The following is a 15,980-nucleotide window of genomic DNA, read 5'->3' on the forward strand; positions in this document are numbered from 1 at the left end:
AAAAACATGCAAAACTAGTAATTTCAAATATCCCTTTGGGAAAACATCCTTACCGCTGCAACCAAAAAGAAGATACCATAGATAATAGTATAAATCACCATCATATTACTGGGGGGATACCTGCACGCAAAAGGATTAAAAGAAAAAATATCGAGGGGATGGGTCGGACCTGTGAGTAAACTAAAGATCATTTTGCGATATAAAGCGTCGGCAGGCATCAAGAGGCTGGTAACGATGCCGATGTTCATCAGGGAACCTTTTTCTAATATGGAACCGATTTGTTCCACCATCCCCCCGACTGCACCTATGATAAAGAGCATGCATAAGGTGATGCCATTAGCCAGCGTAGACAAAAAAGATGATCCCCAAAAGCTTACTGCTAATAATACCAGGGGAATTAGTTCAAAAAGCATGAAAGCATGCCACACACCTGCTAACTGATAGCCGGTTATGACACGGCTAATTCCGGTCACGCCGAAAAACAGTAAGGCGGAATAACCAAGCATCATCAACGCATTTCCCAAAAACTTGCCCAACAAAAATTCGGTGCGTTGAAGGGGCTTGGAAATTACTGCTTGAATCGTGCCGGATTCAATTTCTCCGGAGATGGCACCAACGGTTGAAAAAATGGTCATCAAAGCCACAATAAAGGTAGAAAAATAAAAGGCCAGAGACAAAAGCACAGACAGCATCATCACTTTTTCCACACTGGGACCCATGTCATGCAAATCTTTGACCAAATAATGCAGGACCATCCCATAGCCAAGCAAAAAGACAGCGGTCATTGCCAAAACAATATAAAAAACTTTTTTACTAAATATTTCTTTCACGGCTAGTCGAGCTATTGTCAGCAAGGTTCTTTCCTCCATCCCCCATCAGTTCCAGAAATAACTCTTCCAGAGAATTGTGCCGCATCTGAAGTTGATACAATTTGCCTCCGTTTCCCACCACAGATTCCACCAAATAAGGGATTTGCTCCTTCGTTTTGACTGTCACAATCAGGTGGCCATTTTCCTGCCGATAGGCACATCCCATGCCGGATATCGCTTGAAATATGCCCTGATTCAAGCCTGCAACCTGCATTTCTACTTCGCATATTTGGCCTAACAAGGAGTGGATACTTCCTTGGGCAATCATTGTTCCCTTCTTAATTAATGCTACATGATCACATACCATTTCCATCTCGCTTAACAAGTGGCTGTTTAAAAATATCGTTTTTCCCCGGGATTTCAAACCCAAAATTAGGTCCCGGATCTCTTTTCTTCCCAACGGGTCCATGGCAGAAGTGGGTTCATCCAAGATGAGCAAATCCGGGTCGGGAAGAAGCGCTCCCGCCAAGCCCAACCTCTGCTGCATCCCTTTGCTATAAGTCTTAATTTTATGATGTTCGTGGCCCGTGAGGCCCAATAGATCCAGTACTTCTCTTATTCTTTTTTCCCGTTCCCGGGAAGAAATGTGGTATAAGGCCCCATGAAAATGCAGAAGCTCATAACCGGTAAGCCAATCATGATAACGAAAATTTTCCGGCAGAAAACCGATCATTTTCTTGGTCTCAGGATTCCCTAAGGGTTTTCTAAAAATTGTTGCTTCTCCTGCAGAAGGATAAATTAAGCCCACCAGCATCTTTACTAAGGTACTTTTTCCTGCTCCGTTATGCCCTAAAAAACCAAATACTTGCCCCTCGGAGACCGAGAGGCAAATATTTTGACAACCAATTTTATTTCCATACCATTTGGTCAGGTTGTAAGTCTCAATGACCATACCACACCTCAATTAGTGCAAAGATTCTGCTACTTTTAATAATTCTGTTTCAGGTACATTTTCCCCTCCCAGGCTATAAAAATAACCTTGATCCTGCCAAATTAAAATCTCATCCTTTTTCCCCTGGTCAGTGATGGCGACGCCGTCAATACCGTTGATCTTTATTGGTTTCGTGCTGCCGTGGGCCGGCTGAGGAACGTAGAGAGTATTTTGCCAGTTCTTCAATGCGGCTAATTTTTGTTTGACGTCATCCGGAATAACGGGCAGATCAAGAACCGCATTCCTTACTTCTTCCACGTCAACATCTTTTGGTACATCCATTTCTGGGCTTTTTGCCTGCAATAAATGGATGGCTTGATTTTTACCTTCCTCTCCGGACTTTGCTGAAACAGTTACACTATCCGGTAAGAATAAGGTGAAGGTCTGGCCGTCAAGGTTCTCCGGGAAAAGATGGGTTCCTCCAAGCTGTTCTACAACGGTGTTTAAATTATTAATGTCAAAAGTAAAGGCAATGATATTCTCCGGCTCATAGGACAGTTCTTGACTCCATGCCATATTGTCCGGCAGGTAAGAGGGAGTCAAAGGAGTATATCCCAATAATTCTTTGGCCTCTTCCAAATCCACAGAACGATGTTTTCCCTTCTTTTGGTTTTCCACTTTTCCTAAGTTTTTAATATCCAAATTGATCCCCTGGTCATCAAAGGCCTGACTGATTTTTTCCATATCTTCTACACTGATTGTTGTTGTCGCCACGTTTTGGACCCGAAAAAGCGTTAAAAATTGAGCCGCCCAAGTTCTCACCGGGGCAAAACTGAACAGGATTCCCAGGCAGGCTGCCGCTGCTACAGCACCGGCCAGCTTACGATATTTCTGTACCATATCAAACACTCCTTTTTTGGGTTGCTGAGCAGATCTGGAAGAAACCATCATCGAAGGGTACTCCATTTTCTCCAGTTGTTTTTGATAAGTGATTAAATGGATATCAACAAATGCGGCATTTTCCTCCAATCTTTTTAATACTTCCTGACAGTGGGAACACGATGCCAGGTGATCTTTAATCAGGTTGTGCTCTTTCCCGGAGACCTCTCCATCCAAGTAGGCCTGCAAAACATTCTCATCTAAGCACATCATCGATTCCCCCCATGTCTTAAAATAAATTCCTTCTTAAACTTATCCCGAGCCCGGGCCAAAACTTGACCGACCGATGTTTTTGGCACTCCGGTTATTTGGGAAATTTCCGTATAACTAAATCCGGAGAATTTTAGAAGTAAACAGAGGCGATCCCTTTCATCCATTTGATCCAAAACCTCTTTTACTGCTAACACTTCTTGGTGGGAAACAACAGCCTCCTCCGGAAGACACAAGCCCGTGGGATCCATATTGCGGAAATAAGCCTTGCTTTCCCTCAGCTCTCTCTGCTTACGGTTTTTGAGATAGTTATAGGCCAAGTTTGATGAGACTCTTAATAACCAGGCGGTAAGATAATCGTCGGCTACCGGGGGCGACGCATATAGTTTGATTAAGGTTTCTTGGGTAATATCTTCGGCTGCGGAAGCGTCTCCCCCAACCAGGTAGTTTACGTGACGAAAAATCACAGAGAAATATTTCTGATATAACGCTTGGAATTCATGGTCTTCTTTGATAAATCTCTCCCGGGATAATTTATCAACTGAAATAGGGAGCACCTCCCTTCCTGTCTCTATGATATAAACAAAACCGGCAAGACTTTTGTGACATCATAAGGAAAAATTTTAGGAGCAGCTATGCTGCTCCTATTTTACATCGCTCTCCGTCTTGGGTGGGGAAAAATTCCCCCATGGATGGACCGGATGTCCGAAGTATTAAAAAAGGTCTCCGGAGCAACCTGATCCATGATTTTAATAATATCGGGCAAATCCTTTCTTTTAATGGTTACCACCAGAATTTCCCTAGGGCCCCATTTCCCTTCTCCCGGGATGCAAGTAACGCCATAATTATGCTCGCGCAATAGGTTTCTTAATTTGGTACAGTTTTCTTTTTCAGGGAAAATCTGCACCACCGTGTATCCAATCGCCATTTTTTGTTCGATCCTGATGCCCAGGAGATTTCCTGTGGCAAATCCTCCCGCATAGGCAACAACCTTGAAAAGGTCCAGGTGTCCTCCTGCAAACACGGTGCCCAAAGCCAGGACAAAAACACTGACTTCTACAAACCCGATGGCCGCGGCAGGAATAGAGTATCCCCGGGTTAATAATAATACCCGGAAAACATCCAGAGACACATCAATCACCCTGGCGAAGTAAATGAATAAATAGGCGAACAAAGGATGAGAACTAATAATCTCCATAGATGCACCCCTTCTTTATCATATTCTCTCCTACAAACATTAGTTCTCCACAGATATAGAAAGTCCCTTTTTTAAAAATACGTTAACATAAACTTTTAGATCTGGGTAATTCTAGATCACCCCAGACACAAAAAAATTGGAAATTGGGGAAATTCAGGGACGGTTCTTGAATTGAATCAATTCAAGAACCGTCCCTGAATTTCCTGCAGGAAAGGGGGCGGCAGAGTGATCTCTGCCGCCCCGGGCCACCTTTTTTCTAAGGGAATAGGGATTATTTCATGCGATTGCCTGCCTCCATAGCAAGAAGAGATCTTTTGGTTTCAGACAGGGTAATATGGGAGTGCCGGGTACTTCCTTTCATCATTTCAATGGTAAAAGACAAGCCGTTTGTCCTGGCATCCAGGAAGGGATGATTGATTTGTTCAGGATCCCCCACCAATACCACTTTTGACCCTTCTCCCGCCCTGGTGACAATTCCTTTCGCTTGTTTGGGGGTCAAATTTTGTGCTTCATCAATAAAGATCCATTGTTTGACAATAGACCGTCCTTGCAAGAATTGAATGGCCTCCGTAACAATAACCCTTTTATCAAACAAATAAGATACCTTGGAATTTATTTCCTTGTCGCTATCATAACTGGGTTTGGAATCGATCAGTTGCTCCAAGTTATCGATAATAGGGCGCATATAGGGAGCAATTTTCTCTTCTTCTCTCCCGGGTAACAGCCCAATATCTTCCCCCATGCCGATATTCGGCCGGCAAATAAGCATGCGCCGAACCGTCCGGGCATCAACCTTTTCCAACCCTACGCCCAGAGCGAGCAAGGTTTTTCCGCTTCCCGTGGCACCGGAGATGGTGACGAGAGGAACCGAGTCGTCTAATAGTGCTTCTCGGGCAAATTTTTGCAGCGTGTTTAATTTAAAACCATAAAAATTAGGTTCCGGATCTCTTAGCAGAACTATTTTTTTGTCCGTATATTTTCCTAAAACAGACTGTTTGGGGTTTAACCTGTTTTTTAAGATAAAAAATTTATTCGGAAGTTCTTTCTTGGACCAAGGTACCACGCCCTCACGGTACATGGTTTCAATCTTTTTTGCAGATACCCGGACTTCTTCCCAGCCCGTATATTGTTCCGATAAATCTACCACTTGATCACTTTTAAAATCCTGGGCTTCTACCTGGATGGTGTCCGCTTTGATGCGCATAAAAATATCTTTTGTCACTATTGCTACCGGCTGGCCGGTTCTTTGAAGCCCTTTGGCAACCGCCAGTATGCGGTTATCCGCTTTCGTCCCCTTCCACGTTTCCGGCAGTTTTACATCCAGGCAATTCATTTCCACCTTTAGTGATCCTCCGCCGGGCAGTTTCACGCCCTCATAAAGGGATGTCTCTTGCTGGCGCAGCCCATCTAAAAAACGGGCAATCCACCGCACATTGGCCTTAATCTCCGGATCCTGGTCAGCCTTTTTATTGTCCAATTCTTCAATCACTACTTCCGGGATCACAACGGTATTATCCTCAAAGGATAAAAGGGCCTGAGGGTTTTGCAGCAGTACGCTAGTATCCAGGACATAAATTTTTTTCAATTTTTTTCACATTCCTTTGTTGATCATAATCAATGCACCTAAAGAAACCAGCTGTTCCTTAATATTAGTCTGTTCCCTCCCCAAAACTTTAAATTTATTAAATTATATTAAAGAGAGTTTAAGTTTAAATTAAAAAAAATTGCCGAAAGCATTAAAATTATGTAAAAAATAATTTTTTTCAATTAGGAAATTCGAAATTCAGGGACGGTTCTTCTTGAATTGAATGAAATTCAAGAACCGTCCCTGAATTGAATTTTTAGAAACCAGAATTTATCCGTTGACCGCGGCAGGTCAGTTTCTTATACTGTACGTAAGTACCATCATCAGGAATCTAAGGGATAACAAACAGGAGGGAAAAAAATGAAGAAGGGACTGATCATTGGCCTGGTTATTGTGGTGTTGCTCCTATTCGGAGTATTCTCCTCATATAACGGCCTGGTCTCGCTAAATGAAGATGTCAACGGTAAATGGAGCCAAGTGGAAAATCAACTGCAAAGAAGAGCAGATTTGATCCCCAATTTGGTCGCTACAGTAAAAGGGTATGCCGCTCAAGAGCAGACAATATTTACAGCTGTGGCCGAAGCAAGAAGCAAACTCTTGAATGCCCAGGGCCCCGCCAGCTCCGCCCAGGCTGACGGAGAACTGACTTCCGCCTTAGGAAGGCTTTTGGCAATAGCGGAATCTTACCCCCAACTAAAATCAGATGCGAATTTCCGTCAGCTGCAGGACGAATTAGCGGGTACGGAGAACCGGATTGCTGTGGCGAGAAAGGATTATAATGATTCGGTACAGGTATACAACACGAAAATAAAGAGATTCCCCACCAATTTATTTGCCGGCATCCTAGGATTCCCGGCCAAAGAATACTTTCAAGCCCAGGAAGGTGCGCAAGAGGTCCCGCAAGTTGAATTCTAAGGGGAAGGAATCAAGGCATGAATGTTAAGATGAGAAATTTGTTTTTCAAATTATTGCTCCCTGTTTTTCTTTTTCAATTTATTTTGATTCCGGCCGTATACGGGCAGGCTTCATTTCCCCCCAAACCGGCGGCAGATATCTATGTTCAGGATCATGCCGGCATCCTTTCCTCCGCAACGGAACAAACAATCCTGCACATGGGAGCGGAACTGGATCAAAAAACGACCGCCCAGCTAGCGGTTGTAACGGTAGAAAGCCTGGACGGCATGGCCATAGCAGACTATGCCAACGATTTATTCCGGGCTTGGGGAATTGGGGCGAAAGATAAAAACAACGGGGTACTCTTATTAATTGCTCCCTCGGAGAGACAGTCCCGTATTGAAGTGGGATATGGCCTGGAAGGAGCCCTGCCGGACGGAAAAACAGGACGCATTCAAGACGAATATTTGATTCCCAAGTTTAAAGCGGGAGACTATGACGGGGGCGTATTAGACACCTATTCGGTGTTAGCCGGAGTTATTGCGGATGAGTATAAAATTGAATTATCCGGGGACAACGGAACCGATTCACCTGCCCCGTCTTCTTCAAATAGCTTGCCTCCCTGGTTGACCGTTCTCATCGCCATCGGCGTAATCCTGTTCCTTTTTTTGGATTTCAAGTTCTTTGGCGGCATGATCACCTGGGCTATTCTCAATTCGTTGCGCCGGGGCGGCGGGGGTGGTGGCCGCGGTGGCGGCGGCGGAGGTTTCGGCGGGGGATCTTCCGGAGGCGGCGGAAGCAGCCGAAATTGGTAAAAATACCTGCCGGCTCAACGCCAGGAAAAAGGAGCCGAGCCTGAAGTCTCTCTAACTCCAAAAAGCAGGAAAGGAGGCGCCGAAACAATCGTTTTCTGCGCCTCCTTTTTTTGGCCGGAATGAGACTAGACCATGGACAAAAAATGTTTACGGTGCAGAGGGTTTTGCCAACCCTTGGGCATAATACTCGATGATTTCTCTGCGCCGAATGATGCCGATAAAGGTGTCAAAATCATCCACCACGGGAACAAAATTCTGACTAATGGCCAAAGAAAGCAGGTCTTCCAGTCTGGCATCAATACGGACAGGTTTATTTTGAATTCTCCTGGGCACATCTTTGATCAATAATTTTTCTGTTCCTTCAAAACTTAGCCCCGGTGTGTTTTTTAATTTCCAGAGCAAGTCACCTTCGGTAATCGTTCCCACGTATTTTCCTTCTTTATCAATGATCGGCACCGCCGTATAACGGTGGTACTCCATTCTTTCCAATGCCTGCCGCATGGTGCAATCCGGCGCCAAATATACAATCTCTCTTTTGGGAATAAGGAAAAAAGCAATATTCATGAAAAAACTCCTTTCCGGTGAAAATTCCGATTATTTCTTTTTCAACACTTGCAGCGATAATTCCTGCAATCATGTTTTTCCTTTTCCCGATCCAAGCAGGACAAGCTTGCTTTTAACACCTTATTTTGGCATAATATTTAATATCAAACAAAAAAAGGAAAGTGGAAAAATGCAGATTGCTGAATTCAAAGCATTGGCATTAGATAATGAAATAAATTTGAACAAAATGGCCGCCCATTTCGGCATCGAAAAAAAGTTCAAGTGGGAAGATCCTCTCATCCTGGGAAACAACTATTTAAAAGGAATTCTTCAGGTTCCTGAGCAAAAAACGGTCCTCGTTTTTTCCTTTGGCAGCCTTGTCTGTATTAATTGCCAGGACCATGAAATCACCGACATCTTAAAATATCTGCACAAAATTGATGCCAGCCTGAATATTCAGTCCCCTTTTACCTATAGTGACGATTATAAGATGGAAATCAACCCGGAATCCCAGACAGTTTTTAACTTCGACTATATCGTCTCCCCGGAATTTAAGAATTATCATCAGGAAATATTGGCAATTGTACTGGCAAAATCCGTTGCTTTAGATAGAATTGAAGATGCCATCAATGGATTACTGGATGAAATTGAAAGCAAGATCGACCGTTTGGAAAAGGGCCGTCTGAACATTTCCGACCGCAGTCTCGCCCTCATCTCTTCTCAGGTCCTCCGCTTTAAGTACAATACCATTTCCTATCTTATGTTACTGGATAAGCCGGAGATTACCTGGTTAAACGAGGAGAGCCAAGAATTTTTTACCGATATGAGCAAATTGTTTGAACTTGATGACCGGTATGAGTCTATCCACCATAAGACGGAAATTTTAATGGATATTACCCAGGTATTAAGCGATCTCACCCATGCCGAACGGGGCACCAGACTAGAATGGATGATCATTATTCTCATTGCTTTTGAAATCCTTCTTTCCTTAGCAGAAAAGTTGATTTGACTCCTCTTTCCCGGGTAAATAAACCTTTGGCATAAACGTCCTCTCGTAAGAAAGCCCCTGCTCCGTGGTTTCGGTCAGGGGCTGGAGAATATAGACGGCAGACTGGAACTTTATAAAAACTCACTGATTTTTTTTGTTTCCAAATAGCCGATAAACTCCTGGTTCAACTTCTCAGGAAGTCCTCTGAAAATACATGCCTTAAAGCAACAGGCCTGACGGTTCGTAGGGCATCCGTCTAGCTTCACCGGACCCTCGATGACCTGATAAACGTCCAAAAGAGAAATCTCTTCCGGTGATTTAGCCATGCCGAATCCCCCTTTCGGTCCCCGGATGGAATAAAGGAAACCTGCCCGGACCAGGCGCTGAAGGACCTTAACCAGGTGAGCCTCGGAACAGCCTGTAGCCGCGGAAATCTCTTTCACATTTACAATTTCCTTGGTGCTGGCAGCAATCAGCACCACACTATGGAGCGCCAAGGAAAGCATTTCGGAAATATGCACTACGCCCGGCACTTATCAACACCTCTTATCTTACACCTGATCGTTCTACGACTGCCTGATCCAAAAAGAGGGATAACAGGACACTCCTTCTTTCCTATTATCCCCTTTTTTTCAATCAAAAACAACTCCTAGATCATCTTTCTCAGATCATCTTCCACATTTGAAATCCCGGAGATGCCGAAGTTTTCCACCAGTACCTTGGCTACATTGGGCGATAAGAAAGCGGGCAAGGTAGGCCCTAAATGAATGTTTTTCACACCCAAGTAAAGCAGGGCAAGCAGCACAATACAAGCCTTTTGTTCATACCAGGCAATATTGTAGGAGATCGGAAGCTGATTCACGTCATCCAGGCCAAAAACCTCTTTCAGTTTTAGGGCCACTACCGCCAAAGAGTAAGAATCATTACACTGGCCCGCATCCAATACCCGGGGAATGCCTCCAATGTCGCCCAGATCCAATTTGTTGTATTTATATTTGGCACAACCGGCCGTAAGAATAATGGTGTCTTTGGGAAGTTTGGCGGCAAATTCCGTGTAGTATTCCCGGCTCTTCATCCTGCCGTCGCAGCCGGCCATGACGACAAACTTCTTAATCGCCCCTGCCTTAATGGCTTCAATTACTTTATCCGCTACGCTGAGTACGGTGTTATGGGCAAATCCCCCCACAATTTCTCCTGTTTCTATTTCCACCGGAGGGGCACATTTCTTGGCATGCGCGATGATGGCCGTGAAATCTTTTTCTTTTCCCTCTTCCGCATCCCCAATGTGCTTCAGCCCTGGGAATCCCACCACACTGGTGGTATAAACCCGGTCCTTGTAAGAATCCTTGGGGGGAATGAGACAGTTGGTCGTCATCAAAATCGGCCCGTTAAAGGATTCAAATTCTTTATCCTGTTTCCACCAGGCATTGCCATAGTTTCCGGCAAAATGAGGATACTTCTTGAAAGCCGGGTAGTAGTGGGCAGGAAGCATTTCACTATGGGTATAGACATCTACCCCGGTACCGGCCGTCTGTTTCAGTAATTCTTCCAAATCCTTCAGGTCATGGCCGCTGACAAGAATCCCCGGATGGTTTCTCACGCCGATGCTCACCTTGGTAATCTCCGGGTGACCGTAAGTGGAGGTATTGGCCTGATCCAGCAGAGCCATTACATCAACCCCGTATTTGCCGGTCTCCATGGTGAGAGCAATCAATTCATCGGCACTTAAGGTATCATCCAGTGTGGCCGCTAAGGCCTTTTCCATAAAAGCAAATATTTTATCATCTTGATAGCCCAGAACATAGGCGTGTTTGGCATAAGCGGCCATCCCTTTTAACCCATAGGTGATCAGTTGACGCAAAGAGCGGATATCTTCATTTTCTGTAGCCAGAACCCCAACGGTTTCCGCTTTTTGGTCAAAATCCCCTTCGGTTTCACCCGTCCAGACTGCGGCATCAGGAAGGTTCCCCGTCATATTTCCCCCTGCCTGCATCACCCAAGCTTTCATTTGCTCCCGCAAGGCCAAAGCCTTTTTTACCTTCTCCACAAAAACCTGTTTATCAAAATTTACATTGGTAATGGTGGAAAACAAGCTTTCCATAATAAATTTGTCGGTTTCTTCATGAACAATTCCTAATTTTCTTGCCTCCACGCTGTAAAAGGAAATTCCTTTCAGAAGATAAATCAATAAATCCTGCATTCTTGCCACATCATCCGGTTTACCGCAGACACCCCTGACAGTACAGCCTGTTCCTTTGGCAGTCTCTTGACACTGGAAGCAAAACATACTCATTTGGAAAAACCTCCTTAATTTATTTTAATTTATATATGTATTGTAGTACCTAAATACCTTAATGTCAATATACTTTAAAAAATTTTTCCAATTCTATAAAGGTTTCTCTCCCCCAAAAAAGGAAAACAACCCAAGCATTTTCCTGCCCGGTTGTTTTCCTGCCTTTAGTCAGTTTTGCAACTTTTCTTTCGTTCGTTTTACATCTTTTCTCTACTGGTTTCTCCTTCTTGATCCGGTGCCTTATCCTTGGTCAGGCGACCGGCTTTCGCGGCCGCTGTGCGAAGAATAAACTCCATATGGGCATTCACACTGCGAAACTCGTCTGCCGCCCAGCGTTCCAGGACTTCATAAAGTTCGGGACTAATCCGCAAGGGAAAACTTTTCTTCGGCGCCATGATGACCCCACATTTAATACAGGCTGCCGGCATTGATTACCGGCTGGGCTGCCCGGTCGGAAACGATGGCGACCATTAAATTGTTGATCATGGCCACTTTTCTTTCTTCATCCAGTTCAACCACGCCTTCTTCCTCCAGTTTGGCAATGGCCATTTGCGCCATGCCCACAGCCCCTTCCACAATTTTTTGGCGAGCCGCTAAAATAGCTGTAGCTTGCTGGCGCTGAAGCATGGCGCTGGCAATCTCCGTGGCATAAGCCAAATGGGTCAGACGAGCCTCCAATACTTCCACCCCGGCCACCTGCAGACGCTCCTGAAGCTCCCGGGCCAATTCCCCCGCCACTTCATCGGCATTGCCCCGCAAGGAATAGCCTCCTTCTTCAAAGGTATCATAAGGATACCGGGTGGCCACATGGCGCAAAGCGGTTTCACTCTGAATTTCCACAAATTTTTCGTAATCCTCCACATCGAACACAGCCCGGGCCGAATCCACTACTTTAAAAACCACCACAGCTGCAATCTCAACAGGATTCCCTTCCACATCGTTGACCTTCAGAGTTTTGCTGTTAAAATTACGTACGCGCAAAGAAACCTTTTTATGCAAGGCAAAAGGAACCACAAACCAGATCCCGCTTTCTTTGACACAACCGATATAGCGTCCAAAGAACGTTAATACCTTGGATTGGTTAGGCTGGACAATCAAAATCCCGGCAGATAACACACAAACCAAAACCGCCAAGAGGATGCCCAGTATGATTTGGATGTTGATAAAGGCGTATACTGCTCCGGCCACCATCCCGAGCAACAATAAGATGAACACAAACCCATTTATTTTCCACGCTTGGTGTTCCGACATACCTGTTTCCTCCTTCTATATCATTAAGATATTATTATGATATCACATTAGTCAATATCTGTAAAGTCCCCTCGCCTGATCTGCTCCTTTTCTTCCCTCTGGCTGTTAATAGGCCAGTAACAATTTGATCCCGTAAAGGAAAACTAAATGGGCGGGATAGAAAATATAAAAAGTATATTTCAGATTCCTTCCTCTTTGGCCGTTATACCAGAAAATAAAAAAGAGAGCCCCCAGAGAAAAGGGTTGCACCAAATCCACAGAGGATATATTGCTGAGACGCCACCCTGCCGCAAAGGCGGCAAGGCCCAGATCGACCATGTTTAATAAGCCTTGAGACAGGACCATTTTTTTAAAATCCGTATAAAAGAAATAGAATAAAAAAATACTCAACACACCATAAAAACCATAGTCTGCCTGGATCAGTTCACTAAAAAGGGCGATGAGGAAGACTGCCCCAAAACCCTTCACCTGATTCGAAGTGGCGCGATAAAGATAAATGGCGGCCAGACCCAAAAATAGGGTAAAAAAGATATTTAGATAAAAGTCCTTAAAATAAGCGGAATAGGGAATCTGTAACAAAACAGCGCAGAAGATTAGTCTCCTCAGATAGCGAAAAACATTGCGGGTATGGAGAAAACCGGTCGCAAGGAGCCAGGCAAACAAAGGGAAGGAAAGCCTGCCGATCACTCTGAGGAAAATCTCCTGAGGAAAAAAAATCACGCCCACATGGTCAATAAACATACATGCACAGGCCAGTACTTTCATCTGAAAGCCGTTCATATCCGCTGATTCCTTTCTCCCAGCCCTCTATGGGGGATGAGGTTAAATAAAAACAATTACCTAAAATAGAGTTAGCTAAAATATGCTAAATTCCTTTTATTTTCGCGTTTAAACATCTTTCAATAGCTTCCCCGATTATGAAAAAAATAAAAAAGCCCCAAGGGCCGGGATCCGGGTATCGGTTACCGGGTAAACCGATTCAATCAATATCACCTTACTTGCCGATACCCATCACTTATAAATTCTAACGTATAAAAAGACCTGGTCTCCACCGGAAAACCAGGTCTCATTATTTTTTATGAACAGTAAAAATCGTTTTAGAAGTTGCGGATAACGGGGGCCTTGGACGGCAAGAATTTGTCTATTGCCTTTTCCCGGTACCCCGGATCCCGGAACCCGAAAAGCCTTTTAGGCTTTTTTCTTACAGCATAAACAGCATTTGAGCATAGGTGGGCATAGGCCAAAGTTCCGCATCAACTATTGTTTCTAATTTATCGGCATCCGGCCGCAGGTCATTCATTGCTTTAAAGACGCCATCCCGATAGAATACGCTTTTCTCATACAAATCATCCATGGCTTTGGCCTGGGCCGTGGCCGCCTCCAAATGATTTAACTTTTGCTTCAAGGAAGCAAGAAGAGCAGAAGCCTCGTTTAAGATCCCCTCCTGGACGGAGGTGTCGGCCAGCGCCGAGGCATTTTTCACGGCCGCCACGGAAGTGGCGAGAGAGGTCACATATTTCACCGCAGCCGGAATGATCTGTCTTTTGGCCATATCGATCATGGTTTGGGCCTCGATATTGATATGCTTGCAATATTGCTCCAGGACGATCTCATAACGGGAATGGAGTTCCACCTTGCTTAAAATATGGTGCTTTTCAAATAGCTGCACCGACTTTTCAGAAATCAGGTAAGGCAAGGCCTCGACCAGGGACTTGATGTTGGGCAGGCCGCGCCTTTCCGCTTCCTCCACCCATTCTTCCGCATAATTGTTGCCGTCAAAAATAATCCGGCTGTGTTTCCGGGCGATTTCCCGCAAAAGCTCCTGCAGTTCCCCTTCAAAATCGATGGCCTTTTCCAGCCGGTCGGCAATTTGATCCAGTACCTCCGCCACAATGGTATTGAGCACAAAATTAGGTCCGGCAATAGACAAGGATGAGGGCACCATGCGAAATTCAAATTTATTTCCCGTAAAGGCGAAGGGCGAAGTCCGGTTTCTATCCGTGGAGTCCTTGGAAAGAGCAGGCAAAGTAGTGACCCCTACCGTAATGGTTCCCCCCTGCTTGGAGCTTTTCAAGCCCCCGTTCCCCAACTGGTCAAAGATATCAGACAACTGATCGCCTAGGAAAATAGAAATAATCGCGGGAGGAGCTTCATTGGCGCCCAGACGATGGTCATTACCGGGATTGGAAGCGGCAACCCGGAGTAATTCCGCATAATCGTCCACAGCTTTCACCACAGCACAAAGGAAGGTCAAAAACTGGGCGTTTTCATGGGGGGTATGCCCCGGCTCCAGCAAATTCTGCCCGTCGTCGGTGGCCATAGACCAGTTATTATGTTTCCCGGAACCGTTCACCCCGGCAAAGGGTTTTTCATGGAGCAGACAGACCAGACCGTGTCTCACCGCTACTTTTTTCATCACATCCATCACTAATTGGTTATGGTCGGTGGCAATATTGGTGGAAGAAAAAATAGGCGCGATTTCAAACTGACCGGGAGCTACTTCATTGTGCTGAGTTTTGGCCAGAATGCCCAGTTTCCACAGCTCCGTATTTAATTCCTTCATAAAGGCGGCAACCCGTTCTTTGATGCTGCCAAAATAATGGTCCTCCAGCTCCTGTCCTTTGGGGGGCATGGCACCATACAAGGTGCGCCCAGTCAATATTAAATCCAGCCGTTTTTCATAAAACTTCTTATCAATCAAAAAATATTCCTGTTCCGGTCCCACCGTGGTGATAACCCTGGTGCTGGTTTCATTGCCGAAAAGGCGGAGAATACGCATCGCCTGTTTGGACAGGGCCTCCATAGAACGGAGCAAGGGAGTTTTTTTGTCCAGGGCCTCCCCGGTATAGGACCAAAAAGCAGTGGGAATACACAGAGTGACTGTCCCGCCTTCTTCTTTTAGAAAAGCAGGAGAGGTGCAATCCCAGGCCGTGTAACCTCTCGCCTCAAAAGTGTTGCGCAACCCTCCGCTGGGAAAGGAGGAGGCGTCGGGTTCTCCTTTAATCAGTTCTTTGCCGGAAAACTCCATGATCACCTTGCCGTCGGCAGTAGGAGAAATAAAGGAATCATGCTTTTCCGCGGTAGCGCCGGTCATGGGCTGAAACCAATGGGTAAAGTGGGTGGCACCCCTTTCAATGGCCCAATCCTTCATGGCATTGGCGACTACTTCAGCCACGCTGGGATCCAGGGCCAGCCCTTTGTCAATCGTATTACGCAAGGATTTGTACACATTTTTCGGTAAACTCTTACGCATTAAGGCATCATTAAAGACATTTAAACCAAAAATCTCCATTTTAATCTCTCCTTTTGTCTTTCTATAATTTTCCATTAAAAATAAAAACGCTCTTAAAAGATGAACTATCTTTTAAGAGCGCCGTTGCCCTTAATCACATCATCGCTTTTTTACTAACTTTGATACTAATTTATCATATTATCGATCCGGCTGCAAGAGATTTTACAGATGTACATTGTATTTTTTTCTGTGCTTGAATTTTTCGTCAAATCATGCTAAAAAACACTTTATT

At 44.9% G+C, this 15,980-nt stretch carries 16 protein-coding genes; 3 read left to right on the plus strand and 13 right to left on the minus strand.

Going from position 1 to position 15,980, the window contains the following annotated elements:
- Positions 1–23: 23 nt before the first annotated feature.
- The 6 genes from DCMF_RS15810 to DCMF_RS15835 form a co-directional block, all read right to left on the minus strand.
- Positions 24–854, minus strand: a complete 831-nt coding sequence (locus DCMF_RS15810) for an ABC transporter permease (RefSeq protein ID WP_214658650.1) — start codon at positions 852–854, stop codon at positions 24–26.
- Positions 814–1,761, minus strand: coding sequence for an ABC transporter ATP-binding protein (locus tag DCMF_RS15815; protein WP_148135312.1), 948 nt, complete (start codon positions 1,759–1,761; stop codon positions 814–816). Before DCMF_RS15815 ends, DCMF_RS15810 begins: the two co-directional genes overlap by 41 nt.
- Positions 1,762–1,773: 12 nt before the next feature.
- Positions 1,774–2,892 (minus strand): DUF4367 domain-containing protein, encoded by a 1,119-nt coding sequence (locus DCMF_RS15820; protein WP_148135313.1) that lies wholly within the window; start codon positions 2,890–2,892, stop codon positions 1,774–1,776.
- Entirely contained in the window at positions 2,889–3,446 is a 558-nt protein-coding gene (locus DCMF_RS15825; RefSeq protein WP_214658651.1) for a sigma-70 family RNA polymerase sigma factor, read from the minus strand. The genes DCMF_RS15820 and DCMF_RS15825 overlap by 4 nt, the downstream gene beginning before the upstream one ends.
- A gap of 92 nt (positions 3,447–3,538) precedes the next feature.
- On the minus strand, positions 3,539–4,087 hold the full coding sequence (locus DCMF_RS15830) for a DUF2179 domain-containing protein (RefSeq protein WP_148135315.1): 549 nt from the start codon (positions 4,085–4,087) through the stop codon (positions 3,539–3,541).
- 271 nt (positions 4,088–4,358) lie between these two features.
- On the minus strand, positions 4,359–5,672 hold the full coding sequence (locus tag DCMF_RS15835) for a PhoH family protein (RefSeq protein ID WP_148135316.1): 1,314 nt from the start codon (positions 5,670–5,672) through the stop codon (positions 4,359–4,361).
- Positions 5,673–6,032: 360 nt separating this feature from the next.
- Here DCMF_RS15835 and DCMF_RS15840 point away from each other — a divergent pair, with 360 nt between their 5' ends.
- Positions 6,033–6,587 (plus strand): LemA family protein, encoded by a 555-nt coding sequence (locus tag DCMF_RS15840; protein WP_148135317.1) that lies wholly within the window; start codon positions 6,033–6,035, stop codon positions 6,585–6,587.
- A gap of 17 nt (positions 6,588–6,604) precedes the next feature.
- The gene (locus DCMF_RS15845) at positions 6,605–7,381 is read left to right on the plus strand and encodes a TPM domain-containing protein (protein ID WP_148135318.1); all 777 of its coding nucleotides are present in this window, start codon (positions 6,605–6,607) and stop codon (positions 7,379–7,381) included.
- Between the two features lie 147 nt (positions 7,382–7,528).
- On the opposite strand, the gene DCMF_RS15850 is transcribed toward DCMF_RS15845, so the two are convergent.
- A complete protein-coding gene (locus DCMF_RS15850; protein WP_148135319.1) occupies positions 7,529–7,945 on the minus strand; it encodes a CBS domain-containing protein in 417 nt (138 codons plus the stop codon).
- 169 nt (positions 7,946–8,114) lie between these two features.
- On the opposite strand from DCMF_RS15850, the gene DCMF_RS15855 reads away from it, so the two are divergent.
- Positions 8,115–8,933: an RMD1 family protein gene (locus DCMF_RS15855; protein ID WP_148135320.1), complete on the plus strand. Its 819-nt coding sequence runs from the start codon at positions 8,115–8,117 to the stop codon at positions 8,931–8,933.
- Between the two features lie 110 nt (positions 8,934–9,043).
- On the opposite strand, the gene DCMF_RS15860 is transcribed toward DCMF_RS15855, so the two are convergent.
- The 6 genes from DCMF_RS15860 to DCMF_RS15885 form a co-directional block, all read right to left on the minus strand.
- Complete coding sequence (locus DCMF_RS15860) at positions 9,044–9,445, minus strand: RrF2 family transcriptional regulator (protein ID WP_148135321.1); 402 nt, start codon at positions 9,443–9,445, stop codon at positions 9,044–9,046.
- A gap of 116 nt (positions 9,446–9,561) precedes the next feature.
- Complete coding sequence (gene hcp / locus DCMF_RS15865) at positions 9,562–11,205, minus strand: hydroxylamine reductase (RefSeq protein WP_148135322.1); 1,644 nt, start codon at positions 11,203–11,205, stop codon at positions 9,562–9,564.
- A gap of 197 nt (positions 11,206–11,402) precedes the next feature.
- Positions 11,403–11,600, minus strand: a complete 198-nt coding sequence (locus DCMF_RS15870; protein WP_148135323.1) for a type II toxin-antitoxin system antitoxin — start codon at positions 11,598–11,600, stop codon at positions 11,403–11,405.
- Positions 11,601–11,613: 13 nt separating this feature from the next.
- On the minus strand, positions 11,614–12,396 hold the full coding sequence (locus DCMF_RS15875) for an SPFH domain-containing protein (RefSeq protein ID WP_418219655.1): 783 nt from the start codon (positions 12,394–12,396) through the stop codon (positions 11,614–11,616).
- A gap of 165 nt (positions 12,397–12,561) precedes the next feature.
- A complete protein-coding gene (locus DCMF_RS15880; RefSeq protein WP_148135325.1) occupies positions 12,562–13,236 on the minus strand; it encodes a TraX family protein in 675 nt (224 codons plus the stop codon).
- 421 nt (positions 13,237–13,657) lie between these two features.
- Positions 13,658–15,748 carry a glutamine synthetase III family protein gene (locus DCMF_RS15885; protein WP_148135326.1) on the minus strand — a complete coding sequence of 697 codons (2,091 nt, stop codon included), beginning with the start codon at positions 15,746–15,748 and terminating at the stop codon, positions 13,658–13,660.
- Between the last annotated feature and the right edge of the window lie 232 nt (positions 15,749–15,980).

The sequence above is a fragment of the Candidatus Formimonas warabiya genome, assembly GCF_002777255.1.
Taxonomy (GTDB): domain Bacteria; phylum Bacillota; class Dehalobacteriia; order Dehalobacteriales; family Dehalobacteriaceae; genus Formimonas; species Formimonas warabiya.